The sequence below is a fragment of the Stenotrophomonas sp. YJH_SMC_8 genome, from assembly GCF_059371315.1.
The window spans coordinates 1-24,088 of record NZ_JCAFUL010000003.1 but is presented as its reverse complement, the minus strand read 5'-3'; the positions used below and the strand labels follow the sequence as shown (position 1 = coordinate 24,088).

Genomic DNA, 24,088 nt, shown 5'->3' with positions numbered 1-24,088 from the left:
TATTCGGGGGCGATCAACCCGGGGCGAGGGTGGTCAGAAGGGCGCGGGCCGCGTTGAAGCGGTCTTCCGGCAACGGCAGCGGATGCTTGATGCGCAGCTTGTCAGGCCCTTCCATGGCGTAGAGGTTCGGTTGTTTCTGGATCAGCTGGATCACCGCCATCGGATCGATGTTCGGCTTGGACTCGAACACGATGCGGCCACCATTCTCGCCCAGGTCCAGCTTGCGGATGCCCAGCGTGTTGGCTTTCAGCTTCAGTTCTGCGATGGCGAACAGGTGCTTGGCGGCATCCGGCAGCAGGCCGAAACGATCGATCATCTCTACCTGCAGCTCGCGCAGCGCATCGCTGTCGCGCGCGCTGGAAATGCGCTTGTACAGGGTCAGTCGAGTGTGCACGTCTGGCAGGTAATCTTCCGGAATCAGCGCCGGCACGTGCAGCTCGACCTCGGCACCGCGCACTTCCTCGCCAGCATCCAGGTCGGGCAGCTTGCCCTGCTTGATGCTGCGTACCGCGCGTTCCAGCAGCTCGGTATACAGGCTGAAGCCGACCTCGGCCATCTGCCCGCTCTGGTCCTCGCCGAGCAGCTCACCGGCACCGCGGATCTCCAGATCGTGCGTGGCCAGGGTGAAGCCGGCGCCCAGTTCGTCCATCGAGGCGATCGCTTCCAGGCGCTTCTCGGCGTCCGGGGTGATCGATCGGCGGTCCGGCGCCACCAGGTAGGCGTAGGCGCGATGGTGCGAACGGCCGACGCGGCCGCGCAGCTGGTGCAGCTGGGCCAGGCCGAAGCGGTCGGCGCGGTTGATGATGATGGTGTTGGCGTTGGGGATGTCGATGCCCGACTCGATGATCGTGGTCGACAGAAGCGCGTTGAAGCGCTGCTTCTGGAAGTCCAGCATCACCTTTTCCAGCTCGCGCTCGGGCATCTGCCCATGGGCAATGCCGATGCGCGCTTCCGGCACCAGCTCGGACAGCTCGCGCTGCATGCGGCCGATGCTTTCCACGTCGTTGTGCAGGAAGTACAGCTGGCCACCGCGCGCCAGCTCGCGCTGGAAGGCTTCGCGCAGCAGTGCGTTGTCCCACTGGGTGATGAAGGTCTGCACCGCCAGCCGGTTCGGCGGCGGCGTGGCAATGATCGACAGGTCGCGCAGGCCGGCCATGGCCATGTTGAGCGTGCGCGGGATCGGCGTGGCAGTCAGCGTCAGCAGGTGCACGTTGGCGCGCAGCGCCTTCAGCGCTTCCTTCTGGCGCACGCCGAAGCGCTGTTCCTCATCGACGATGACCATGCCCAGGTCCTTGAACTTCACGTCCGGCTGCAGCAGGCGGTGGGTACCGACGATGACGTCGATGGTGCCGGCGGCAACCTTCTCCAGTTCGGCCTTGATTTCCTTGGTGGTCTTGAAGCGCGACAGCACCTCGACCTTCAGCGGGTAATCGGCGAAGCGGTCGCGGAAGTTACGGTAATGCTGTTCGGCCAGCAACGTGGTCGGCACCAGCACGGCCACCTGTTTGCCGGCGCTGGCGGCGGCGAACGCGGCGCGCACGGCGACCTCGGTCTTGCCGAAGCCGACGTCGCCGCAGACCACACGGTCCATCGGCTGGCTGCTGGCCAGGTCGCGCAGGGTGGCATCGATCGCGGCCAGCTGGTCTGGCGTTTCCTCGAACGGGAAGCCGGCCGCGAACGGCTCATACATCGCGCGGTCCACCTGCAGTGCCAGGCCGGCACGCGCCTGGCGGCGGGCCTGGATCTCCAGCAGTTCGGCAGCGACGTCGCGCACCTTCTCGGCGGCCTTGCGCTTGGCCTTGCTCCACTGCTCGCCACCCAGCGAATGCAGCGGCGCGGTTTCCGCCGAGGCGCCCGAGTAGCGGCTGATCAGGTGCAGCTGGGCGACCGGTACGTACAGCCGGTCACCCTTGGCATACTCGATTTCGAGGAACTCGCCGGGCATGCCGCCGACGTCCATCGCGATCAGACCACGGTAGCGGCCGACGCCATGGTCCTCGTGCACGATCGGCGCGCCCTCGGTCAGCTCGCCGAGATCGCGGATGATCGCTTCCGGCTCGCGGCCGGCACGGCGAGTACGGCGGGTGCTGCCGGCGCGCTCGGGGAACAGCTGGCGTTCGGTCAGCACCGCAATGCGCGGATCGTCCAGTGCGAAGCCATCCTCCAGCGGCGCCACCGCGATCGCGAAGCGCGCATCGTCGGCGAGGAACGCGGGCAGGTCGGCCACCACCGGTGGTTTCAGCTCGGCGGCCTGCAGCACTTCCAGCAGGGCTTCACGACGGCCGGGCGAATCGGCGGCGATCAGCACGCGGCCCGGGTAGTGGCCGAGGAAGGATTTCAGTGCGTCACCGGCCGGTGCGTCGCGCGCGGCCACCGGCAAGGGCGGCAACGGCTGGTCGCCCAATGGGTGCGCGTCGGCGATGCGTGCGTGGTCAGCAGCCCACACCTCGATGCGCGGGGCGTCGTTCAGGCGCTCGCGCAGCAGTTCCGGCGACAGGTACAGCGCCGATGGCGGCAGCAGCGGCCGTTCGACATCGTGGCGGCGCTGTTCGTAGCGCTCGCCGGTCTGCGCCCAGAACGCCTCGGCGGCTTCGCCGGCACCGGCGCAGACCACCGGCAGGCTGCCGTCGGGCAAGTAATCGAACAGGGTTGCGGTGCGCTCGAAGAACAGCGGCAGGTAGTACTCGACGCCCGCCGGGGCCAGCCCGGACTTCAGGTCCTGGTACAGCGCGCTGCGCCGGGTATCGACATCGAAGCGCTCGCGCAGCGTGGCCAGCACGCGGGCGATGCTGGCCTCGTCCATCGGGACTTCGCGGCCGGGCAGCATGTGCACCGCTTCGACCCTGTCCAGCGAACGCTGGCTTTCCGGGTCGAAGGCGCGGATCGAGTCGATGTCCTCGTCCAGCAGTTCGACACGCAACGGCTCATCGGCACCCATCGGGAACACGTCGAGCAGACCGCCGCGCACGGCGAAATCACCCGGGTCCATCACCTGCGGCACGTTGCGGTAGCCGGCGCTTTCCAGGCGTCGCTTCTCCGCTTCCAGGTCCAGGCGCTGGCCGACCTTCAGGTCGAAGCTGCCACCGATCACATAGCTGCGCGGGGCCAGCTGCTGCAGCAGGGTCTGCACCGGCACGATCACCAGGCCGCGCTTCAGCGTGGGCAGGCGGTGCAGGGCCGACAGGCGCTGCGAGATGATGTCCGGATGCGGGCTGAAGCGGTCGTAGGGCAGGGTTTCCCAGTCCGGGAAAGCGACCACCGGCAGGGCGGGGTCGCCGCCGAGCAGGGTGTGCAGGTCGGCTTCAAGCTGGTTGGCGCCGTGGTTGTCACGGGTGATCACCAGCAGCGGAGCGTCGTGCGCACGCGCAGCCTGGGCCAGGTACCAGGCCAGGGCGGTCGGCGAAGCGGGGGCGCGCCACCAGGCGCGGAGCTGGCCGGCACGCGGCAGCGGCGGGGCGGGGTATGAGGTACGCGACATGGACCCCGGATTTTAGCAGAAGCCCCCGCCGGGCCCATGATCGTGACGTGAGCGGGGTAGCGCCGGGCCAAGCCCGGCGAGCGCAGCGGTTGAATCAATGTCGCCGGGCCTGACCCGGCGCTACCTTCAGTTGTCCAGCTCCAGCACCATCCGCACCAGGCCTTCGGCGCCAGTCGGGTGCGGCACCGGCTTGAAGCCCAGCGACGCGGCCAGCTGCTTCATCGGCTCGTTTTCGGCGGCAACGTCGCCGTACAGGCGGTCCAGGTACTTGCCGCGGCCCCACTTCACCAGCTTGCGCATCAGCTGCCGGCCCAGGCCCTGGCCGATCAGGAAGCGGCTGATCAGGATCGCGTACTCGGCTTCACGGGTACCGGGGATGATCGAGGCCCGGGCGACCGCACCGACCACCGCTTCGCCAGCCGGCAGGGATTCGGCAGCGACCAGGGTGATCTCGGTCTTGGGATTGGGATGGGTCAGGCGCTGGGTGGTTTCCGGCGACAGCTCGGTCACCGCCTGCAGGAAACGATCACGGATTTCTTCCGGCCCGAACAGGCTGAACGCCGCTTGCAGCGGTGCGCCATCTTCCGGGCGGATGGGGCGGATCAGCAGCTCGTGGCCGCTGGGAGCCTTGAAGATCTCATGCCAGGGCGGCATGCGGTTGCGAGTGGCCATACCGGGTGATTCCTTGGTGGTCCATCGATTGTGGCATCACCGGGGCTGCATTCCGTGAACGAAAGGCTCACGGCGGTACAGCCTCGTGAAGGCCGTTATTCGGGTGCTTTGAGCCAATCCAGGCGGGTGCTGGCACCGGGCTCGCCCAGGTGCTGGCGCAGTGCCGGCAGGGCCGGGCCGACCACCCGGTCGAACTGCCAGGGCGGGTTGAGCAGCAGCATGCCACTGCCGTTGAGGCGCAGCGGTGAGTCGTCCGGGCGCACCAGGAATTCGATCGTCATCGCCGATTTCACCGGCAGGGCGGTGGCCTTGCGCAGGAAATGCAGGATGGTGCGGCGCTGCTTGATCGGGAACCAGACCGCGCAGGTGGCCTGCGGCCAGCGTGCCAGGGTCTCGGCCAGAGCGGCCAGGACGGACTGGTACTCGGCGTCCTGCGCCTCGTAGGGCGGGTCGATCAGCACCAGGCCGCGGCCGATCTTGCTGCCGTTGAACTTCGGCGGCAGCAGCGAACGCAGCAACGCGTAGCCATCGCCCGGATGCACTCCGACCCGGCTGTCATGCGCGAACAGCGCCTTCAGCGTGGCCGTTTCGGCTTCCTGCAGCTCGCACACCGCCATGCGGTCCTGGGAGCGCATGGCCTGCGCGCTCAACAGCGGCGAGCCCGGATAATTGGTCAGCGCGCCCACCGGGTTGTCGGCCTGTACCGCCTTCAGGTAGCGCTCGACCACCTCCGGCAGCTTGGGCTGGGCCATCAGCCGCATGATCCCGGATTCGGCCTCGAGGGTCTTGCGGCTCTCTTCGCTGGCCAGCAGGTAGCGGCCGGCACCGCCGTGGGTGTCGAGCACGAAGAACGGGCTGTCCTTGCGCTTGAAGCTGTCGATCAGGGCCAGCTGCACGATGTGCTTGAGCACATCGGCGTGGTTGCCGGCATGGAAGGCATGGCGATAGTTCATGGGCGGCAGTGTACGGGGCGGCGGCCGCAGCGGCTATGCTGCGCGCCATGACAGCTCCCGTTGCCCATGTCCTGGTAGTCGAGGACGAAGCCGCCATCGCCGAAACCGTGCTCTATGCGCTGCGCAGCGAGGGCTATGCCGCCAGCCACTGCCTGCTGGGCGGCGAGGCCCTGCAGCGGCTGCAGGCCGGGGATATCGATGTGGTAGTGCTGGACGTGGGCCTGCCCGACCTGGGCGGCTTCGAGGTGTGCCGGCGGCTGCGAGCGCAGCCCGGACCGGCGGCCCAGCTGCCGGTGATCTTCCTGACCGCCCGCAACGATGAAGTGGATCGCGTGCTCGGCCTGGAGCTGGGCGCCGACGATTACATGACCAAGCCGTTCTCGCCGCGCGAACTGGTGGCGCGGGTGCGTGCGCGCCTGCGCCGCGCGGCACCGGTCGTGGCAGCATCCGGCGCCGATGCGGGCTGGCAGGAACATGGCGCCTTCGCCATCGACCGTGAAGGCCGGCGTATCCGCTTCCATGGCCAGGCACTGGACCTGACCCGTTACGAGTACGCGCTGCTGGAGGCGCTGCTGCAGCGCCCCGGCGCCATTCTCAGCCGTGCCCAGCTGATGGACCGTGGCTGGGACAGCAGCGCCGACAGTGCTGACCGGACCGTTGATACGCATGTAAAGACGCTGCGCGCCAAGCTGCGTGCGGCCGGCGCCAGCGATGATCCGATCCGTACCCACCGTGGCCTTGGCTACGCGCTGGAGGTCTAGCCGATGCGCCTGGTACTGAAGCTGTTCCTGGGCTTCTTCCTGATCACCGGCATCGCCGCCTTCTTCGTGATGCGGGTGTTCGTCAACGAGGTGAAGCCCGGTGTGCGCCAGGCGATGGAATCGACCCTGGTCGATGCGGCCAACGTGCTGGCCGAAATGGCCGCCGCCGACGTCAAGGCCGGCACCATCCGCAGCGGCAGCTTCACCCGCAACCTCGCCAAGGCACGGCAGCGTGACCTGAAGGCGATGGTCTGGCGCTTCCCGAAGCGCTCGCTGGATTACCGGGTGACCATCACCGATGCCAAGGGCATCGTCATCTACGACTCGCTGGGCCGCGACCTGGGGCGCGACAACTCGCGCTGGAATGATGTGTACCGCACGCTGCGCGGCGAGTATGGCGCCCGCTCCAGCCCGGAAACACCGGGTGAGGAAGGCGATACAGTGATGCACGTGGCGGCGCCGGTGTACGACCCGGCCGATGGGCACACCCTGATCGGCGTGCTCAGCCTGGCCCAGCCCAACCGCAGCATCGATCCGTTCATCGCGGCCAGCCAGCGCGCCATCATCGAGCGCGGTGCCTGGCTGATCGGCTTGTCGGCGCTGGTCGGCGTGCTGGTGACGATGTGGCTTACCACTGGCCTGGGCCAGCTCAGCCGCTATGCGCGGGCGGTCAGCGCCGGCGAACCGGTGCCACCGCCGCGCCGCCGCCGCGACGAGATCGGCGATCTGGGTCAGGCGCTGGAAACCATGCGCCGCAAGCTGGAGGGCAAGGCTTACGTCGAGCAGTACGTGCAGTCGCTGACGCATGAAATGAAGAGTCCATTGGCGGCGATCCGCGGTGCGGCCGAGCTGCTGCAGGAGCCGCTGCCGGAAGCCGATCGCATGCATTTCGCGCGCAGCATCGTCGATCAGCAGGAGCGGTTGACCGAGACCATCGACAAACTGCTGGCGCTGGCCGAAGTGGAACAGCATGGCTGGCTGCAGACCCGCGATCCAATCGCGCTGCCAACCTTGTTGGCCGATGCCGCCGCGGCCGCGCAGGTGCGCGCGCAGGCGGCGGGCGTGCAGGTCCGCATCGGCAGCGTGCCCGACCTGCAGGTGCAGGGCGACGGCTACCTGCTGCGGCAGGCACTGCACAACCTGATCGACAACGCGATTGCGTTCTCTCCGGCCGGCGCGGAGATCGCGTTGCAGGCCGAGGCGGACGGGCAGGGCGTGCGCCTGCAGGTGGCCGATCGTGGTGCCGGCATTCCCGACTATGCACGCGAACGGGTGTTCGAACGCTTCTATTCGCTGGCCCGCCCCGGCAGCGGACGGCGCAGTTCCGGCCTGGGCCTGCCGTTCGTGCAGGAGGTCGCGCGCCTGCATGATGGCCGCGCCAGCGTCGATGCCCGCGACGGCGGCGGTACCGTGGCCAGCCTGTGGTTGCCGCTGGGTACACCGGGCCAGCGTCCCCGCCGCTGACTTCACATTCGCTTCAAATTCGCCACAAACCCTGCTCACTGCAGCGGTCCATCCTGCAGCCCTCTCCAACGAGGATGGACCATGAAATCCCTGAAGATGCTGCTGCGGTTCGCCATTGTCGGCGGGCTGATCCTGCTGCTGCTGGTTCCGCTGACGATGATCCGCGGTGTCATCAACGAACGCAGTGCGTACCGCGACGAGGCCTTCGCGCGGGTGGCCGACAGCCGCGCCGGTGCACAGCAGCTGGTCGGCCCGGTGCGGGTGGTGCCGTGGGTGGAGCGCAAGCAGGTTGAGCTGGTCGACCCGCTGGGCGTCAAGAAGACCGAGGTACAGGTCACCGAAGGGCACTGGCTGCAGATGCCGGCGTCGCTGGAGGTCGGCGGTGAAATGCTGCCGAGCCAGCGTGAGGTCGGCCTGTTCAAGGTGCCGGTGTACAGCTGGAACGGCCAGATGAAGGCAACCTTCGCCGAGGACGACTATCCGGTGAAGGCGGGCCGCAGCTACGGTCAGCCGTATGTGGCGGTGGGGGTTTCCGACGTTCGTGGCCTGGTCGGTACGCCGAATCTGCGCGTGGATGGCAAGCAGCTGCGCCTGCTGCCCGGCGTCGGCTCAGCCAGCGAAGTCGGCCGCGGCCTGCATGCACCGGTCGCCGGATTCGCCGAAGACCATGGCGGCACGCTGGCCGCCAGCACCGTGGAGCTGGAGCTGCGCCTGGACGGAAGCCGCATGCTGTCGGTGGTGCCGGTGGGCGATGATACCCACATCGCACTGCGTTCCAGCTGGCCGCATCCGTCGTTCAGCGGCGCCTTCCTACCGAATGAGCGCCGCGTTGATGCGCAGGGCTTCGATGCGCGCTGGGCGGTGTCTTCGCTGGCGTCCGATGCCCAGCGTCAGCTGCGCAGTGAGGGGGCCATCGATTCGCAGGCGGTGACGGTGTCGCTGGTCGATCCGGTCGACACCTACACCCAGGCCGACCGCGCTTCCAAGTATGGCGTGCTGTTCGTGCTGCTCACCTTCGTCGGCTTCATCCTGTTCGAGCTGATCAAGTCCCTGCGCATCCACCCGTTGCAGTACCTGATGGTCGGCCTGGCACTGGCGATCTTCTTCCTGCTGCTGATCAGCCTGTCCGAGCACATCGCGTTCTGGAAGGCCTACCTGGTGTCAGCGGTGGCGTGCATCGGCCTGCAGGCGGTGTACCTGGCCAACGTGCTGGGCCACTGGAAGCGCGGCCTCGGCTTCGCCGCGCTGTTGACCGTGCTGTACGGCGCGCTGTACGGCCTGCTGGTCTCGGAAAACAACGCCTTGCTGATGGGTTCGCTGCTGCTGTTCGTGATCCTGGCGCTGGCGATGTGGGTGACCCGCCGGGTCGATTGGTACGCGCTTGGCGCGGAACTGAAGTAAGGAGCACGCCATGGGCTGGCGCCAGGGATTGCGGCAACGGGCACGGCAGGGCATTCCGGCCCTGCTGGAAGTGGATGCACTGCTGCAGGCACATGGCGTGCTGGCGGCCCTGCCGGGCGCACGGATCGCCCCCGGCCTGGTCCGCTTCCAGCTGGCCGCGGAGACCTGCGAGGGATTGCAGGGGCAGGGGCTGGCATGGCTGCAGGGTGCGCGGCAGGGACGCGGCGCACTGGCGGGCAAGGTGCCGCGCTACCGGCCATGGAGGGCCGGGCCGGAGGCGCTGGCCGAGATCGGCATCGGCGGCCTGCCGGATGACTGGCCGGCACATGCGGCGGTGTATGGCTGCAGCAGCATTGATCGGCGGCACTGGTTGCTGTTGCTGCCGGAGCGGGCGCAGTTGTGGTTGGGATGGAGTGGGTGATTCGGCTGTTCATCCACGCATGGCGTGGATCTACAGGTGGGAACCCCAGCCCTTTGGTGGGTGCGAACCGACCGGTCACCTGTGGGTGCGAACCTTGGTTCGCACGCTCCTGCCCCATGACCGATGGGACGGTATCGCCGCGCCCCTGCTGGCTAGACTCGATGGGTTGATGATCGAGCCGAAAGGCAGGGGTGCGATGTGTTGAAGTGGGGCGTGCTGGCCGCAGCGCTGGTGATGGGTGGCAATGCAGGGGCGCAGCAGCGCGAAACGGTGGACCTGGACATGGTCAGCCGCATCCGCCAGGAGGCCTTCCACCGTTCGCAGGTGATGGACACCTTCAGTTATCTCACCGAGCGCATCGGCCCGCGCCTGACCAACTCGCCGGCGATGGGCCGCGCCAACGCCTGGACCCGCGGCAAGTTCAACGAATGGAAGCTGGACAACGTCCACGACGAAGCCTTCGATGACTTCGGCCGTGGCTGGGAGTTCACCTCGGCCAGCGTGGAAATGCTGGGTGACCGCGTGCAGCCGCTGCATGCGCTGCCGAAGGCTTGGACCCCCGGTACGAAGGGGCCGGTCGAAGGCGAGCTGGTGCAGGTCGAGATCAAGAAGCCCGAAGACATCGAGAAGTACCGTGGCAAGCTGCGCGGCAGGATCCTGCTGCTGGGCGAGGCACGCGAATACAAGCGTGGCACCGAGCCCGATTCGCACCGCCACGACGCGACCTCGCTCGAGGGCCTGCAGGAGTTCACCCTGCCCAAGGACAAGGACGCTACCGCCGAGCGCGCCAAACGGGTCAAGGAGTACCAGGAGCGCCAGCAGCTGGCGGCCAAGGTCAATGCGTTCTTCGTCGAAGAGGGCGCACTGGCCTCGATCAGCATCAGCAGCTGGGACAACGGCATCATCCGGGTTGCCGGTGGTGGTTCGCGCAAAGCCGGCGAGTCGGTGGGCATCCCCGAGCTGGCGATGATCAGCGAACACTTCAATCCGTTGGTGCGCGCGCTGGAGGCCAAGCAGACGGTACGCCTGCGCGTGGATGTGGCCGCACGTTTCACCGACGAGGCCAACCAGCCGGGCTACAACACGCTGGCCGAGATCCGCGGCAGCAGCAAGCCGGATGAAGTGGTGATGATCGGCGCGCACCTGGATTCCTGGCACAGCGGTACCGGTGCGGCCGACAATGCCGCCGGCGTGGCGGTGATGATGGAAGCGATGCGCATCCTCAAGGCCACCGGCGCCAAGCCCAGGCGTACCATCCGCGTGGCGCTGTGGAGCGGTGAAGAGCAGGGCCTGATCGGCTCGCAGGCCTACGTGGCCAAGCACTTCGGCCAGTTCCCGGAACCGACCGACCCGGCGCAGAAGGCGCTGCCGGCGTCGCTGCGCGAGCCGACCGGTGCACTGCAGAAGACCCGCGACTACAGCAAGTTCCAGGTCTACTTCAACATGGACAACGGCTCCGGCCGCTTCCGTGGCATCTACGCGCAGGAAAACCTGGCGGCGATGCCGATCTTCGAAGCGTGGCTGGCGCCGTTCCATGACGTGGGCGCCACCACCGTGGCCACCCGCAACACCGGCAGCACCGACCACATCAGCTTCGACCGCATCGGCCTGCCGGGCTTCCAGTTCATCCAGGACCGGCTGGACTACTTCACCAATGTCCACCACAGCCACCTGGACACCTGGGACCATGCCGAACCGGAAGACCTGAAGCAGGCCGCCGCCATCGTCGCCTCGTTCGCCTACAACGCCGCGATGCGCGAGCAGTCCTTCCCGCGCAAGCAGGAACCGTAAAAGGGGACGGAGGGGATTAAGTCGTTTCTCCCCTCCGTTTCCCGGTTGCAGCGCCCAGAGGCTGGGCAATCGCGACTTAATCCCCTCCGTCCCCTTTTTCCGTCGGGGGCGGAGGGCTGGTAAAATCGGGGAATTCCCGTTCCTCGAGCCGTCCATGACCTGCCGCACCCGCTTCGCCCCCAGTCCCACCGGCTACCTGCACATTGGTGGTGCCCGCACTGCGCTGTACTGCTGGCTGGAGGCCCGCCACCGTGGCGGCGAGTTCGTGCTGCGCATCGAGGATACCGACCGTGAACGCAGCACCCAGGGGGCGATCGACGCCATCCTGGAGGCGATGGAGTGGCTGGGCCTGGATTACGACGAGGGCCCGATCTACCAGACCGACCGCGTGGCCCGCTACCTGGAAGTGGCCGAGCAGCTGGTGGCCGATGGCAAGGCGTACTACGCCTACGAGACCCGCGAAGAGCTGGACGCGATGCGCGAGGCCGCGATGGCCAAGCAGGAGAAGCCGCGCTACAACGGGGCTGCGCGCGAGCTGGGCCTGCCGCGCAAGGACGACCCGAACCGCGTCATCCGCTTCAAGAACCCGCTGGAAGGTACGGTGGTGTTCGACGACCTGATCAAGGGCCGCATCGAGATCGCCAACAGCGAGCTGGATGACATGGTCATCTTCCGTCCGGACGGCTACCCCACCTACAACTTTGCGGTGGTGGTGGACGATTGGGACATGGGCATCACCGAGGTCATCCGCGGTGACGACCACATCAACAACACCCCGCGCCAGATCAACCTGTACGAAGGCATCGGCGCCCCGGTGCCGAAGTTCGGTCACATGCCGATGATCCTGGACGAGCAGGGCGCCAAGCTGTCCAAGCGCACCGGCGCGGCCGACGTGATGCAGTACAAGGACGCCGGCTACCTGCCCGACGCGCTGCTGAGCTACCTGGCCCGCCTGGGCTGGTCGCACGGTGACCAGGAGCTGTTCAGCCGCCAGGAACTGATCGACCTGTTCGACGTGAAGGACTGCAATTCGAAGGCCTCGCGGCTGGACATGGCCAAGCTGGGCTGGGTCAACCAGCACTTCCTGAAGACCGAGGATGTGGGCGCCATCGTGCCGCATCTGGTCTACCAGCTGCAGAAGCTGGGCCTGGACGTGGCCGCCGGCCCGGCCCCGGAGGACGTGGTGATCGCCCTGCGTGAGCGCGTGCAGACCCTGAAGGAAATGGCCGAAAAGGCCGTGGTCTGGTACCAGCCGCTGACCGAGTACGACGAAGCCGCCGTGGCCAAGCACTTCAAGGCCGGTGCCGAGGTGGCGCTGGGCAAGGCCCGCGAACTGCTGGCAGCCCTGCCGGAATGGACCGCCGAGTCGGTGGGCGTGGCCCTGCACGACGCCGCCGCCGCGCTGGAGATCGGCATGGGCAAGGTCGCCCAGCCGCTGCGCGTGGCCATCACCGGCACCCAGGTCAGCCCTGACATTTCCCATACCGTGTACCTGGCCGGCCGCGAGCAGGCCTTGAAACGCATTGATGTGGCCATCACCAAGGTAGCAACGGCCTGAGGCATCCTTGCCAGGCCCGAACCGGAGAACACGCATGCCCGCCAAGACCGCCACTGCCTGTACGGCCCCGCACCACCACGTCCATGACGCATCGGATTTCGTGGCGGTGGTCGAGCGCGTCTCGCGCGAACGCGGGCTGCGCCTGACCCCGATCCGCGCCAATGTGCTGAAGCTGATCGCCGAGGCCGGCAAGCCGGTCAAGGCCTACGAGCTGCTGGAATGGGTACGCAACGGCAAGGGCGTGGGCGCTGACGCCCCGCCCACCGTGTACCGCGCGCTGGACTTCCTGATGGCCAACGGCTTCGTGCACAAGCTGGAATCGGTGAATGCGTTCGTGGCCTGCCACCATCCCAGCAGCGCCGCGCATTCGGTGCCGTTCCTGATCTGCAACAGCTGCCACAGTGCGGTGGAGCTGGAAGACCGCGAGATCGTCACCCAGCTGGAAAAGCGTGCCAAGGAGCTGGGCTTCCAGCCGCAGGCACAGACCCTGGAAGTGCACGGCCTCTGCGCGCGCTGCGCGGGCTGAGCGCGAGGGCGCGGGGTAGAGCCGACTGGGTAGAGTCGACTGGGTAGAGTCGACTGTTAGTCGACTACCGCGCGCAGCGCGGGGTGTTCATGGGGCCCATGGAAGAGCAGTCGACTAACAGTCGACTCTACCCAGCCGAGTCCACCAGCCGAATCCACCAGGCCGCAGGCTAGTCCATCGGCTTGCTTGCGGTATCCACCCGCACGATCACCGACATGCCGGGCCGCAACTCTGCTGCCAGCTTCTGGCCTTCATTGATCGATATCCGCACCGGCAGCCGCTGCACCACTTTGGTGAAGTTGCCGCTGGCATTGTCGGGGCGCAGCACGCTGAATTCCGACCCGGTAGCCGGCGCGATCTCCTGCACGCGGCCCCGCAGCACCTGGCCCTGGAACGCGTCCACCGAGAACGAGGCCGGCTGGCCGATCGCCATTCCCCAGGTCTGGCCTTCCTTGTAGTTGGCCACCACCCACAGCGTGTCAGGCACCAGGAACAGCAGCTGCGAACCGGCCGCGACGTACTGGCCAACGCGCACGCTGGCCTCGCTGATCTGGCCGTCGCGCGGCGCATGGATCACGGTGTTGGCCAGATCGATGCGCGCCAGTTCCAGCTGTGCCTGCGCACTCTCCACCTGCGCCTCCAGGCTCTTGCGCGCGACCTGGGTCGAAACCAGGGTTTCCTCGGCAATGCGGATCTGCGCCTGCGACTGCTGCACGCTGGCCTGCGCCGAGGCCTGGGTGGTGCGGAACTTGTCGCGGTCGTTGACGGACACCAGCTGCTGCGCAGCCAGTTCCTCGTAGCGTTTCAATTCATTGCGCGAACGCTGCAGTTCGGCCTGGCCGGCCGACAGCGTGGCATGCGCGGAGGCGATCTGTGCGCGGTTCTGGGCCTGCGACTGGTCGGAGTTGGCCAGCGCCGCGCGCGCGCTGTCCAGCGTTGCCTGCGCCTGCGCGACACGCTGTGCGTAGATACGGTCATCGATGCGCAGCAGCGGCGCGCCCTCCTTCACGTGCTGGAAGTCTTTCACCAGCACCTCGGTCACGTAGCCGTTCACCTGCGGTGCCATCACCGTGATCTGTCCGCGCACATAGGCGTTGTCAGTCACCATCACGCTGCTGGTGAAGGGCCACAGGTGCCAGGCACGCAGGATCAGCGCGATGCCCAGCAGTGCCACCACCACCATCACCACCACACTGCGCGCGCTGGGCTTGAGGTACTTCGGTGCGGCTGCCGGTGCAGCCGGCGTGGGCGCTGGCGCCGCATCGGTCGGTGGCGGTGGGGTGACGTTGTCGGCGTCGGTATCGTCAGGGCGGGGCGGGATGGGAGGCATGAGGACGGACTCAACAGGATGCGGCCGGCGTGGCCGCAGCAGGGGAGATGGGATGGCGCTTGCGCCATTGCTTGAGCACGGCGGTGCGCAGCGAGAGCAGCAGCAACCAGCACAGGAAGCCGATGGCCAGCCAGCCACTCAGCGTGAACACATCATTGAAGCCGCGCACGTTGGCTTCGCGGCGCGTCGTCTGCGCCAGCTGCGCGCTGCCCTGCGCACTGCGCAGCACCGGATCGGTGATCTGGGCAGCATACAGCTGCTGCTGGATACGCAGGCGCTGCGCCACCACCGGATCGGCCGGGTCGAGCTGGCTGGTCAGCGCGCTGGAATACAGCTGTTCGCGATGCAGCTGGAAGGTGCCCAGCACCGCCGATCCGGCCAGGCCCCCCAGGGTCTGCGTGATCGACAGCGTCACCAGGAAGGTGATGATGTGGTCCGCGCCCTGTTTGAGGGCGGCGGTGATGCCAAGCATGATCAGCGGGCCCATGAACATGCCGGCGCCGACCGAGGCCAGGAACTGGCTGACATAGAAGTCGTGCGGGCGGTCCATGCTGGTGCGGTGCTGGTCGAAGAACGCGGCGGCACCGAGCAGCAGGATCGCCATCAGCAGCTGCGGGATCAGCCGTTTGGGCCCGAAGGTCAGTGCAGTGCCGGCGATACCGGTGATCACGCCGGCAAGAATCACCACGAACAGCGGCCGCAACTGATCAGGGCCCATGCCGAGCGTGCGCATCAGGTTGACCACGCCGTAGGACTGCTCGGTGGTCAGGAAGCGGATCAGGAAGGCACCGATGATGAAATGCAGCACCGGCAGGCTGGCCAGCCAGCGTGTCTGCAGCAGCGGGTTGCGCCGGTAGTGCTCGATGATGAAGGCGGTAGTGGACAGCGCGATCGAGGCAACCAATGCCCAGCCCAGCCACGGCGTGTTGAGCCACCAGCGCGTGTAGCCCTGCGCCAGCACGATCACCAGCAGCGCGACCGCCGGTGCCAGCAACGCGAAGGTGAGGAAGTCCAGCGGTTCGAAGGCCTTGATCTGGATGCCGGGCGGCAGCTTCAGCACCACCACGGCGGCAAACGCACACAGCGCCAGGCCGGCTTCGAAGGAATACAGCTGGTGCCACTGGCCGGTATCGACCAGGCCTGGCGAAACGATCCAGGCGATCGGCACCGCCAGCTGCGAAAGGCCTACCCCGACCACCAGCAGATTGCCGGTGAACCGCCGCGGCAGCGCCTGCAGCATGTACAGCGTGCCCAGGGTCGAACAGGCCGCGCCGGCGAAGCCGCTGGCGGCACGGGTCAGCATCGTGGTCTCGAAACTGCCGACGAACAAATGCAGCACTGCCAACGCTGCATACAGGCCCAGCCCGATCTCGGCGAACAGGCGGATGCCGTACTGCTGGCGGAACTTGAAGGCCAGCAGGTTGGCCGTGACATTGACCATGGCATAGGCCGCCACCAGCCAGCTGCCCTGGGTCGGGGTCAGCGCCAGCTGGCCCTGCAGGAACGGCAGGTTGGCAGTCACCAGCGCATTGCCGAGGCCGCCGGTGATCGCCACCAGCAGCGACACCAGTGCATAGGCCACGCGCCGATACGGCGGATGCCAGGGCATCGATGCCGAACCGGGCATGGTCGGCTTCTCGTGCTCCTCCCAATCCGGAACCGGCTTCAGATACGGCTGGACCATCAGCGGGCCTCGCTGGCTGCTCCCTGGAGACCCCCGCGCAGCAGCTGCAGGGCACGCCCGGCCAACTGGGCACGCTCGTCGCGGGTTTTGCCGCGCAGGGCAGCCCCCAGCATGCCCGAGATCAGTGAAATATCCGTCTTTTCCAGATCGGCCCGGCACAGGCCGGCTGCCTTGGCGCGGGCGATCGGCACCTCCAGCAGGTCGCGCACGGTTTCGCGCGCGGTGCGCATGGCTGGCACATCCGAATCGACGGCGCGCCAGTAATCGGCCAGCGCCGGTGAATCGATGATGCGCTGGGCCATGCCCTCGAACACCTCGAACAGGGCATCGTCGCGGTCGCCGAGCTGTTCGACCTGGCGCCGGATGCGGTCGACCGTACGTTGCAGCAGCGCCTGGATCAGCGCGGTGCGGTCGGGGAAGTTGCGGTACAGGGTGGCGCGGCCCACCTGGGCGCGTTCAACCACCAGGTCCAGCGGGGCGGTGACACCGTGTTGGCCGAAGACATGATCGGCGGCGTCGAGGATGAGGGCGCGGCGGGCAGCGGCATCGGCACGTTGGGCGGTCATGGGTATATTTTCGGACATTAGTGTCCGGTTGGCGAGACATTGAGTGACGGGATTGTCCGCTTGTTGTCGTACGCACATCTTTGTGACGAATGCGTGATGGTATCGGCCCCAACGAGAACGGGGACCCTAAGGCCCCCGTGGGATCCGACCCCTGCCGGTCGGTAGATCCACGCCACGCGTGGATGCTGTTGCTCTGGGGGCAGAGCCCTTTCCGTCGGAAAGGGATCCGCCCCCCGGTTACGCGATCAGAAGAACGCGCGGATGCCGAATGCGACACCACGGCCCGGCAGCGGCGAGTAGTCACGCAGCAGCGACGTATGCGGACGCACTTCGCGGTTGGTCAGGTTGCTGCCATCCAGGAAGACCTCGTAGCTGTTGCTGGCGTTGCGGTCCCAACGGTAGGCCAGGTGCGCATCGACCAGAGTGTAGCCGTTGCTCGGCTCCTCGTTCTGCGCCACGTCCTTCTGGCGGCTGTAGCGCACCGCACCGACCGATGCGCGCCAGCCATCCTTCGACCAGCGCAGGTCGGCGCCGACGCGGGCCGGTGCGATGCGCGGCAGGTAGCCGGTATTGGCCAGTTCCACCGAGTAATTGTGGCTGTGGTCGCCGTGCGGCACGGCGATGTCGAGATTGCGGCTGCCGCTGCCATCCAGCTTGGCCTTCACGTAGTCACCGAACAGGCGCAGGTCCCAGTCACCGGCGCCACCCTCGAACAGGTGCACCAGCGCTTCGGCCTCGGCGCCGCGGAACACCGCATCCTGCTGGGTCCAGGCGCGGACCGGCAGGCTCTCGGTCACCCCGGTGTCGGCCAGGTAGATGAAGTCCTTGAACCTGGTCTGGTAGACCGACGCCGAGAAGTCCAGGCGCTCGCTGTGGGTGTGGATGCCCAGTTCCACGCGCTGGCCGCGCTCGGTCTTGAGGTTGCCGTCGCCGATTTCCAGCGAACGGGTAGCAATGTGCGCACCGGCAGCGTACAGCTCTTCATTGGTCGGTGCACGCTCGGAGCTGTCCACGCCGATGCGCAGGTCGACTGCGTCGTTGAGCTTCCAGATGCCGGCAGCCGACAGGTTGGTGGCGCCGAAGGTGCGGCGACGGTAGTCACCGGTCGGGTCCAGCTTGACCTGGTCGTGGCGGCCGCCCAGTTCCAGCTTGAACGGGCCGAACTGCTTTTCCTGCAGTACGAACAGGCCGATGTTCTTCGTGCCGGTATCCGGAACGAACGCCTCTTCGCCCTTGGCGCCGAAATCACTGTTGCCGAACTGCAGGCCGAAGGCACCGTCCCAGCCACCGATCTGTTGCTGTACGGCCTCCAGGCGTGCTTCGATGCCACGGTTGGTGAAGCGGGTCGACGGCGTGCCGGCCTCCAGCTCCACGTGCTCGTAGTCGGTGTAGGCCACGCGTGCGTTGATGTTCTTCAGGAACGAGACCGGGTTGTAGATGCCGGCCTTGGTCTCGAAGCGGTTCTGCACCATGTCGATGCGCACGTCATGCTCGTCGCCGCCTTCCTCTTCGTCGCCATGGTCGTGGCCGTGGTCATGGCCGTGATCGTCGCCATCGGCGTGCACGTGCGCGCCGTTGGGAATGCCGTAATTGGTGCGGTAGGTGCTGGCCGACACGCCGAAGTAGCCGCCTTCGCCCAGCCAGGTCGCGCCGACGCCGCCGGCGCGGGTGCGGATGGAGCTGTTGTCGAGGCGGCCGCGGCGCGGCTCTTCGCCTTCCTCGCCTGCGTGGTCATGGTCGTGGTCGTCGTGGTGGTCTTCCAGGCTGTCGATCACCGCATAGCCGGGAATGCGGTAGTCGTCGCCATTGCGCACCAGGCCGTCCACATGAAGCACGACATTGCCGCTGACGCCATCGAGGCGGAACATGCCGCTGCGCTCGTTGTTCACCGAATTGCCGCGCAGTTCGGCACGACCGCTGAGCGGTCGCTCCGGCAGCTCGCGCGCGATGCGGCCGTCGACCACATTGACCGCACCACCAATGGCGCCGCTGCCGAACAGCAGCGTGGCCGGCCCCTTCAGCACTTCGATCTGGTCAGCCAGGAACGGCTCGATGCTGGTGGCATGGTCCGCACTGACGGTGGATGCATCCATGTTGCCCATGCCGTTGGACAGCACGGCAACGCGCGGGCCTTCCTGGCCGCGGATGATCGGCCGACCGACGCCGGGGCCGAAGAAGGTGCTCTGCACGCCCGGCAGCTTGGCCACGGTGTCGCCGAGGGTACCGGCCTTCTGCTCGTCCAGGCGCTCGCCAGCCAGCACGTCAACCGGGCGCGCCAACGATTCGGCATCGCCCTGCAGCGGCGACGCGGTGACCTGCACGGACGACAGTTCAGTCAGGTGGCGGTCACGATGGGAGGTGTCTTGGCCGGCTGCAAAGGCAATGGACGGCAGCAGGGTGGCCAGAGCCAGGGCCAGGGAATGCGGCTTGAGCCGCGGGGTGTGGGCGGGCATGAAGAAGTCCTTTGTTACTGTATATCAATCGCTGGGCGCACGAATCCCGTCAGCGGGACAGGGGGAGGGAAGCAGTGCGGGTCGGGAATGAATGTTATATTATTCCATAACGATTCGCCGACCCTGCTGGAAGTCATGTCCCTGTCCTCACGCCTGCGCCACCTGCTCGACCGTTTCGGCGCCACTGGTTCGATGCTGTGCGCGGTGCACTGCGCGGTGATCCCCGTGCTGCTGGCGGCGGCGCCGTCGCTGGGCCTGTCGTTCTGGCTGAGCGACGGCGTGGAGCAGGCACTGGTGGTGTTCGTGACCCTGCTGGGTCTGTTCAGCCTGGTCTGGGGCTACCGCCGCCATGGTGCGCTGCGCGCGCTGGGCTTCCTGATTCCCGGCCTGGTCGCTCTGTGGGCGGGCGTGCTGTACGACCCGCTGCATCACAATGCGGTGCCGCATGCGGTGGTGATGACCGTCGGCGGCCTGTTGGTTGGCGTTGCCCATCTGGTCAACCTGCGCCTCAACCACGGTCACGTGCACGACGCCAGCTGCGCGCACTAGGCGCTCCGTGATAGGATTTTCGATCGTGCGCGGGGGCGCCCAACAAGGCGGCCCCGCCGAACCCGTGTCAGTACGGGGTAACCAGATTTCACATTTGAGGAGTTGAAGACATGGGTAAGGGTGACCGCAAGACCGCCAAGGGCAAGCGCTACAACGCCAGCTACGGCAACGCCCGTTCGCACACCGCGAGCAAGGTCGCCGTAGGCGCCGCCGCTCCGGTTGCCAAGAAGACCGTGGCCAAGGCTCCGGCGAAGAAGGCTGTGGCGAAGAAGGCCGTCGCCAAGGCCTGATCCGGCCGAACGACCGGTTCAAGGAAAAACGCGGCGCCTGGCGCCGCGTTTTTTTTATGCGTGCCGTCCGGGCCACCGCGTTCGCCGGGCATGGCCCGGCGCTACCCACACTGGCGTGGTAGCGCCGGGCCATGCCCGGCGGAGACATTCGATCAACGCAGGGTCTGCTTCAGCGTTTCCGGATTGCCGTCGTTCGGTGCTGCCGGTACCTGCAGCAGGTGGGCCAGCAGCGGGTAGACATCGACGTTGTCGAAACCGTCGATCACCAGGCCCTGGCGGAACGATGGGCCACCGGCCACGAACACCGCACGCATCGACGGCAGCGCGTTGTCGTAGCCGTGCGAACCCCGGTCCTGCTTGGCGCGCTTGGCGATCTTTTCGCGGTGCAGCGCATCCCAGCCTTCATCCATGGCGCAGACGATGTCCGGAACCCGCGGGTGCGTACCGTAATGCCAGCGCGGTGGCAGGTTTTCCTTCTTCCAGCATTCGTAATGCGCATGGCGGCCAAGCAGCGCGCGCTCGGCATCCGTTTCACGGCCGGGCAGAGGGGCGAACCCTACAGATTGGCCCTGGCTGACATTGCGCGCGATGGCCGGATCGACCATCGATTCGGTCGCGATCACGTGGCCATCGGCCACGCTGGCCATGCCGTGGTCAGACACCACGATCACATTGGTGGTGGATGCCAGCCCACGCTGCCGCAGGCCGTCCAGTACCTGCCCGATGATCTGGTCGGCACGCACGATGGCGTCGGCGTACTGCTTCGAATCCGGGCCGTAGTGATGGCCGGCCTTGTCCACGTGTTCCATGTACAGCGTGGTCAGTCGCGGCGCATCGGCGTCGGTCTGCGCCAGCCAGTCGAGGACGATACCGGCGCGCTGCTCCAGCGGCTCCTGCCCGTCATAGACGCGCCACTGGCTAGGGCGCACGCCGCGGATTTCCGACTCGCTGCCCGGCCACGAGGTGGTGGCGGTGCGCACGCCGACGTTCTCTGCGCCGACCCAGATCGGTTCACCGCCCCACCAGCCACTGGTGGTGACCGCCTCGCGGTTGCTCAGTTCGAAACGTCCCAGTGCTGCATCGTCCATGCTGTTGTTGACGATGCCGTGGTGGTCCGGGCGCAGGCCAGTGACGATGGTGTAGTGGTTGGGGAAGGTCAGCGAGGGGTACGAAGGCGTCATCCAGCGCGCGCGGACGCCGCCGTCGATCAGTCGCTGCAGGTTCGGGGTAAGCCCGCGGTCCAGCGCATCGGCGCGCAGGCCGTCGATGGAGATCAACAGCAGCTTCGGCGGCGCGGCCGTTGCAGCAGCGGCGGGAACGGAGGCGGAAGGGGCGGGCGTGGTGGTGCAGGCGGCCAATGGCAGCAGCAGCGCCAGCGCGCAGGTCAGGCGTACGGAAGTCATCCCAACATCATAAGCGGCGGCAATGACGTGCCCAAGACACGCTGCACCGAAGGGCGCAGCGTGTCCGCGCATTTTTCCTTATCCACGCGCCCCCTTCAACAACAAGGGAGCTCTTCTCCAGGTAGATTACAGACGCTTCCATCCACGCATGGCGTGGATCTACCGTGTCGACCCAGGTCGACACCTACCAGCCGCCGCGCGGTAGGCCATTCCGACAGATCGCAGGAACCTGTCGAAGGCGTGGTGGGTCCGGTTGCGGGGGTGTCCGCGGCATGGGCCCGAGGCATGCCTCGGGCGGGTTGGGCAGGAGGCCCAACCCCGGTCTTGCCGTGTGCGCAGGACAGCGCACGCGAGCAAGCCGCGGCCAAGCCCCCATGGAAGGGTTTACGGCGTCCCCCGCAACCGGACCCACCACGGCATCCCACGGAACCCTGCTGTTGCTTCGGCCGTTGCTGTTGCCGTTGCCGTTGCTTCTGCGGGTGCCGGGCGCCGCCCGGCCAGCAACTCTCAGGCGAACAGCGGTGCCTGGCGTTGTTCCAGCCGCAACAGCGCGGCCTTGGTTTCCAGTCCGCCGCCGAAACCGGTCAGCGCGCCGTTGCTGCCGATCACACGATGGCAGGGCAGGATGATCGGCAGCGGATTGCGGCCGTTGGCCGCGCCCACTGCGCGGGTCGCGCTGGGTTGGCCCAGGTGCTGCGCCAGCTGCAGGTAACTCCAGGTCTGGCCGAACGGGATCAGTGCCAGTGCCTGCCACACGCGTAGCTGGAACGGGGTGCCACGTGGCGCAAGCTGCAGGTCGAACTGGTTGCGCTCGCCGTGCAGGAACTGCAGCAGCTGGTCGCGTGCTTCCGGCAAAGCATCCGGCGCGTAATGCCAGTCGTCGCGGCCGCGTGCCGGATGGCGGTTCTCCGGGAACAGCACATGTGACAGGCCACGCTCGTCACCGGCGATGGTCAGCACGCCGATGGGGCTGTCGAAACGATCGAACAACAGGGTCATGTCGGTTCTCCAACGAAGGTGCCGGACAGGTGCCACAGGTGCAGCACGGCGTAGGCGCGCCACGGGCGCCACGGTTGCGAGCGGGCTTCGGTCGCACGTTCGCTCAGGCGCTGGCCCTGCGCATGGCCAAGCACCTGCTGCAGTACCAGGTCGCCAGCGGGGAAGGCATCGGGTTGGCCGAGCCCGCGCAGGGCGATGTACTGCGCGGTCCATGGGCCGATGCCCGGCAATGCCACGCAGCGGGCCACGAACTCCTCCAATGCCTGGCCGGGTCCGAAGTCGAGCTGGCCACTGGCACACGCCGCGGCCAGCGCACGCACGGTGGCGGCGCGGCTGCGCGGCAGGCCGATCGATTCCAGCGGCGCCTCGGCCAGTACCTCGGGCGCCGGGAACTGGCGATCGAACTCGGACGGCATGCCCGGCAGATGCGCGCCGTACGCATCCACCAGACGCCGCGCAAAGGTAGTGGCGGCGGCGACGCTGACCTGCTGGCCGAGCACGGCGCGTACGCCGACCTCGAAGCCATCCCAGCCGCCCGGAACGCGCAGGCCCGGGCGTTCGGCAATGCCGCGTGCCAGCAGCGGTTCCTCGCCCAGGGCTGCGTGGACCTGCTGCAGATCGGCATCGAGGTCGAACACGCGACGTACCCGGCGCACGATGTCGGGGATCAGGCGTGGATCGACGGCACCCAGCTGCAGGCGCAGTTCCGGCCGTTTCGGGTCGGCGGTGACGCGCAGCAGCGTGGGGCGTTCGGGTGTGCCGAGCACGCGCTGGTAGCTGTCTTCGCCGATCAGCTCGATGCCGGGCAGGCTGCGCTTGCGCAGGAACGCCAGCATGCGTGGGAAATCCAGTGGCGGGCGATACACCAGGCGCAGCACCAGGCCGCCATCATCGGCTGCCAACGGTTGATGCTGGCGGCGCAGCGCGGTCGGCGCCATGCCACAGCCCTGCAGGAACGCGGTATTGAAACGACGCAGGCTGTTGTAGCCGGCGGCCAGCGCGACGTCGGTCACCGGCAGCGTGGTTTCGGTCAGCAGCTGCTTGGCCAGCAGCAGGCGGTGGGTGGCATGGATCTGCCCGGGTGTTGCGCCGAGATGTTCGACGAACAGGCGCTGCAGCTGGCGCGCGCTGAGTCCGATCTTCTGCGCCAGGTCCGCTACCGGTTGCTCCTGCAGGAAGCCGCCCTGGATGATGGCCAAGGCGCGCTGTACGGTCTGCCCGGCGAGGGCCTGCTGGGCCTGTGGCGCCAGTTCCGGGCGGCAGCGCAGGCAGGGGCGGTAACCGGCGGCAGCGGCCGCGGCGGCGGTCGGGTAGTAGGTGATGTTGCGTGGTTTCGGCGGCGGCGCCGGGCAGACAGGGCGGCAGTAGATGCCGGTGCTGCGCACGGCGGTGAAGAACACGCCGTCGAAGCGTGCGTCGCGGGCCAGGCGGGCGCGGTCGCAGGCGGCGGTGTCAAGGGCGAGGGCGGTGTCCATGGCGCCAGTCTAGGCCTGCGAGGGCGGCGATACTCGCCACATTCGGACATGGATGCTGAAGGGGGTTCGGCAGGGCTGCGCCCTGCACCTGCCGAATCAACGTCAACGTCAACGTCAAAAGCGGGCAATCCGTGGGATGGCGGGGTGGGTCCGGTTGCGGGAGACGCCGTAAATACGTCCCTGTAGCAACTGTGTTGCTGGGGAGGCTTGGATCTCTCCGGCAAGCGGGCACGGTAGTGCCGGCCGCTGGCCGGCAGCCTCCGGAGGGACGCCGCGACTGTCCTTAGGCGGGGATCGGTCTGCTTCGGGCGTCG

The 24,088-nt window shown here is 67.4% G+C and carries 19 protein-coding genes; 9 read left to right on the top strand and 10 right to left on the bottom strand.

Annotation, left to right across the window (positions count from 1 at the left end; genetic code table 11):
* Nucleotides 1–13: 13 nt before the first annotated feature.
* From mfd to AC5P88_RS03895, 3 genes are all read right to left on the bottom strand, one after another.
* Nucleotides 14–3,478 (bottom strand): transcription-repair coupling factor, encoded by a 3,465-nt coding sequence (gene mfd, locus AC5P88_RS03905; RefSeq protein WP_495224352.1) that lies wholly within the window; start codon nt 3,476–3,478, stop codon nt 14–16.
* A 126-nt stretch (nt 3,479–3,604) separates the two neighbouring features.
* Nucleotides 3,605–4,150 (bottom strand): GNAT family N-acetyltransferase, encoded by a 546-nt coding sequence (locus AC5P88_RS03900; RefSeq protein WP_004150340.1) that lies wholly within the window; start codon nt 4,148–4,150, stop codon nt 3,605–3,607.
* Between the two features lie 95 nt (nt 4,151–4,245).
* Entirely contained in the window at nt 4,246–5,103 is an 858-nt protein-coding gene (locus AC5P88_RS03895) for a 23S rRNA (adenine(2030)-N(6))-methyltransferase RlmJ (protein ID WP_106551045.1), read from the bottom strand.
* A gap of 35 nt (nt 5,104–5,138) precedes the next feature.
* On the opposite strand from AC5P88_RS03895, the gene creB reads away from it, so the two are divergent.
* The 7 genes from creB (at nt 5,139) to AC5P88_RS03860 (ending at nt 13,025) form a co-directional block, all read left to right on the top strand.
* The gene (gene creB, locus AC5P88_RS03890; RefSeq protein WP_111112078.1) at nt 5,139–5,864 is read left to right on the top strand and encodes a two-component system response regulator CreB; all 726 of its coding nucleotides are present in this window, start codon (nt 5,139–5,141) and stop codon (nt 5,862–5,864) included.
* A gap of 3 nt (nt 5,865–5,867) precedes the next feature.
* Nucleotides 5,868–7,328: a two-component system sensor histidine kinase CreC gene (creC, locus tag AC5P88_RS03885; RefSeq protein ID WP_495224350.1), complete on the top strand. Its 1,461-nt coding sequence runs from the start codon at nt 5,868–5,870 to the stop codon at nt 7,326–7,328.
* Nucleotides 7,329–7,409: 81 nt separating this feature from the next.
* Entirely contained in the window at nt 7,410–8,729 is a 1,320-nt protein-coding gene (gene creD / locus AC5P88_RS03880; protein WP_495224349.1) for a cell envelope integrity protein CreD, read from the top strand.
* A gap of 10 nt (nt 8,730–8,739) precedes the next feature.
* Nucleotides 8,740–9,150 carry a hypothetical protein gene (locus tag AC5P88_RS03875; RefSeq protein ID WP_495224348.1) on the top strand — a complete coding sequence of 137 codons (411 nt, stop codon included), beginning with the start codon at nt 8,740–8,742 and terminating at the stop codon, nt 9,148–9,150.
* A gap of 198 nt (nt 9,151–9,348) precedes the next feature.
* Nucleotides 9,349–10,941, top strand: coding sequence for a M28 family metallopeptidase (locus tag AC5P88_RS03870; RefSeq protein ID WP_495224347.1), 1,593 nt, complete (start codon nt 9,349–9,351; stop codon nt 10,939–10,941).
* A 154-nt stretch (nt 10,942–11,095) separates the two neighbouring features.
* Nucleotides 11,096–12,499 (top strand): glutamate--tRNA ligase, encoded by a 1,404-nt coding sequence (gltX, locus tag AC5P88_RS03865; RefSeq protein ID WP_106551052.1) that lies wholly within the window; start codon nt 11,096–11,098, stop codon nt 12,497–12,499.
* 34 nt (nt 12,500–12,533) lie between these two features.
* Nucleotides 12,534–13,025: a Fur family transcriptional regulator gene (locus AC5P88_RS03860; RefSeq protein WP_004150412.1), complete on the top strand. Its 492-nt coding sequence runs from the start codon at nt 12,534–12,536 to the stop codon at nt 13,023–13,025.
* Nucleotides 13,026–13,194: 169 nt separating this feature from the next.
* Here the strand turns inward: AC5P88_RS03860 and AC5P88_RS03855 are convergent, their stop codons facing one another.
* The 4 genes from AC5P88_RS03855 to AC5P88_RS03840 all read right to left on the bottom strand — a co-directional run bounded on the left by AC5P88_RS03855 (nt 13,195) and on the right by AC5P88_RS03840 (nt 19,058).
* Nucleotides 13,195–14,355, bottom strand: a complete 1,161-nt coding sequence (locus AC5P88_RS03855; RefSeq protein WP_495224346.1) for an HlyD family secretion protein — start codon at nt 14,353–14,355, stop codon at nt 13,195–13,197.
* Between the two features lie 10 nt (nt 14,356–14,365).
* Complete coding sequence (locus tag AC5P88_RS03850) at nt 14,366–16,039, bottom strand: MFS transporter (protein ID WP_495224345.1); 1,674 nt, start codon at nt 16,037–16,039, stop codon at nt 14,366–14,368.
* The gene (locus AC5P88_RS03845; protein WP_106551349.1) at nt 16,039–16,605 is read right to left on the bottom strand and encodes a TetR/AcrR family transcriptional regulator; all 567 of its coding nucleotides are present in this window, start codon (nt 16,603–16,605) and stop codon (nt 16,039–16,041) included. The genes AC5P88_RS03850 and AC5P88_RS03845 overlap by 1 nt, the downstream gene beginning before the upstream one ends.
* Nucleotides 16,606–16,850: 245 nt before the next feature.
* Entirely contained in the window at nt 16,851–19,058 is a 2,208-nt protein-coding gene (locus tag AC5P88_RS03840) for a TonB-dependent receptor (protein ID WP_495224343.1), read from the bottom strand.
* Between the two features lie 135 nt (nt 19,059–19,193).
* Here AC5P88_RS03840 and AC5P88_RS03835 point away from each other — a divergent pair, with 135 nt between their 5' ends.
* Both AC5P88_RS03835 and AC5P88_RS03830 read left to right on the top strand, forming a co-directional pair.
* Nucleotides 19,194–19,607, top strand: a complete 414-nt coding sequence (locus AC5P88_RS03835; RefSeq protein ID WP_019338435.1) for a MerC domain-containing protein — start codon at nt 19,194–19,196, stop codon at nt 19,605–19,607.
* A gap of 110 nt (nt 19,608–19,717) precedes the next feature.
* A complete protein-coding gene (locus tag AC5P88_RS03830) occupies nt 19,718–19,897 on the top strand; it encodes a 30S ribosomal protein THX (RefSeq protein WP_004150462.1) in 180 nt (59 codons plus the stop codon).
* Nucleotides 19,898–20,049: 152 nt separating this feature from the next.
* Here AC5P88_RS03830 and AC5P88_RS03825 read toward each other — a convergent pair whose 3' ends face one another.
* The 3 genes from AC5P88_RS03825 to AC5P88_RS03815 all read right to left on the bottom strand — a co-directional run bounded on the left by AC5P88_RS03825 (nt 20,050) and on the right by AC5P88_RS03815 (nt 23,774).
* Nucleotides 20,050–21,300 (bottom strand): alkaline phosphatase family protein, encoded by a 1,251-nt coding sequence (locus tag AC5P88_RS03825; protein WP_495224342.1) that lies wholly within the window; start codon nt 21,298–21,300, stop codon nt 20,050–20,052.
* A 507-nt stretch (nt 21,301–21,807) separates the two neighbouring features.
* Nucleotides 21,808–22,299 (bottom strand): methylated-DNA--[protein]-cysteine S-methyltransferase, encoded by a 492-nt coding sequence (locus tag AC5P88_RS03820; protein ID WP_106550394.1) that lies wholly within the window; start codon nt 22,297–22,299, stop codon nt 21,808–21,810.
* Entirely contained in the window at nt 22,296–23,774 is a 1,479-nt protein-coding gene (locus AC5P88_RS03815) for an AlkA N-terminal domain-containing protein (protein WP_495224341.1), read from the bottom strand. Before AC5P88_RS03815 ends, AC5P88_RS03820 begins: the two co-directional genes overlap by 4 nt.
* Nucleotides 23,775–24,088: the final 314 nt, after the last annotated feature.

Excerpts from the sequence above, each read along its gene's own strand:
- mfd (WP_495224352.1), bottom strand. The coding sequence starts at position 3,478 with ATGTCGCGTACCTCATACCCCGCCCCGCCGCTGCCGCGTGCCGGCCAG.
- AC5P88_RS03900 (WP_004150340.1), bottom strand. The coding sequence starts at position 4,150 with ATGGCCACTCGCAACCGCATGCCGCCCTGGCATGAGATCTTCAAGGCT.
- AC5P88_RS03895 (WP_106551045.1), bottom strand. The coding sequence starts at position 5,103 with ATGAACTATCGCCATGCCTTCCATGCCGGCAACCACGCCGATGTGCTC.
- creB (WP_111112078.1), top strand. The coding sequence starts at position 5,139 with ATGCTGCGCGCCATGACAGCTCCCGTTGCCCATGTCCTGGTAGTCGAG.
- creC (WP_495224350.1), top strand. The coding sequence starts at position 5,868 with ATGCGCCTGGTACTGAAGCTGTTCCTGGGCTTCTTCCTGATCACCGGC.
- creD (WP_495224349.1), top strand. The coding sequence starts at position 7,410 with ATGAAATCCCTGAAGATGCTGCTGCGGTTCGCCATTGTCGGCGGGCTG.
- AC5P88_RS03875 (WP_495224348.1), top strand. The coding sequence starts at position 8,740 with ATGGGCTGGCGCCAGGGATTGCGGCAACGGGCACGGCAGGGCATTCCG.
- gltX (WP_106551052.1), top strand. The coding sequence starts at position 11,096 with ATGACCTGCCGCACCCGCTTCGCCCCCAGTCCCACCGGCTACCTGCAC.
- AC5P88_RS03860 (WP_004150412.1), top strand. The coding sequence starts at position 12,534 with ATGCCCGCCAAGACCGCCACTGCCTGTACGGCCCCGCACCACCACGTC.
- AC5P88_RS03855 (WP_495224346.1), bottom strand. The coding sequence starts at position 14,355 with ATGCCTCCCATCCCGCCCCGCCCTGACGATACCGACGCCGACAACGTC.
- AC5P88_RS03850 (WP_495224345.1), bottom strand. The coding sequence starts at position 16,039 with ATGGTCCAGCCGTATCTGAAGCCGGTTCCGGATTGGGAGGAGCACGAG.
- AC5P88_RS03845 (WP_106551349.1), bottom strand. The coding sequence starts at position 16,605 with ATGACCGCCCAACGTGCCGATGCCGCTGCCCGCCGCGCCCTCATCCTC.
- AC5P88_RS03840 (WP_495224343.1), bottom strand. The coding sequence starts at position 19,058 with ATGCCCGCCCACACCCCGCGGCTCAAGCCGCATTCCCTGGCCCTGGCT.
- AC5P88_RS03835 (WP_019338435.1), top strand. The coding sequence starts at position 19,194 with ATGTCCCTGTCCTCACGCCTGCGCCACCTGCTCGACCGTTTCGGCGCC.
- AC5P88_RS03830 (WP_004150462.1), top strand. The coding sequence starts at position 19,718 with ATGGGTAAGGGTGACCGCAAGACCGCCAAGGGCAAGCGCTACAACGCC.
- AC5P88_RS03825 (WP_495224342.1), bottom strand. The coding sequence starts at position 21,300 with ATGACTTCCGTACGCCTGACCTGCGCGCTGGCGCTGCTGCTGCCATTG.
- AC5P88_RS03820 (WP_106550394.1), bottom strand. The coding sequence starts at position 22,299 with ATGACCCTGTTGTTCGATCGTTTCGACAGCCCCATCGGCGTGCTGACC.
- AC5P88_RS03815 (WP_495224341.1), bottom strand. The coding sequence starts at position 23,774 with ATGGACACCGCCCTCGCCCTTGACACCGCCGCCTGCGACCGCGCCCGC.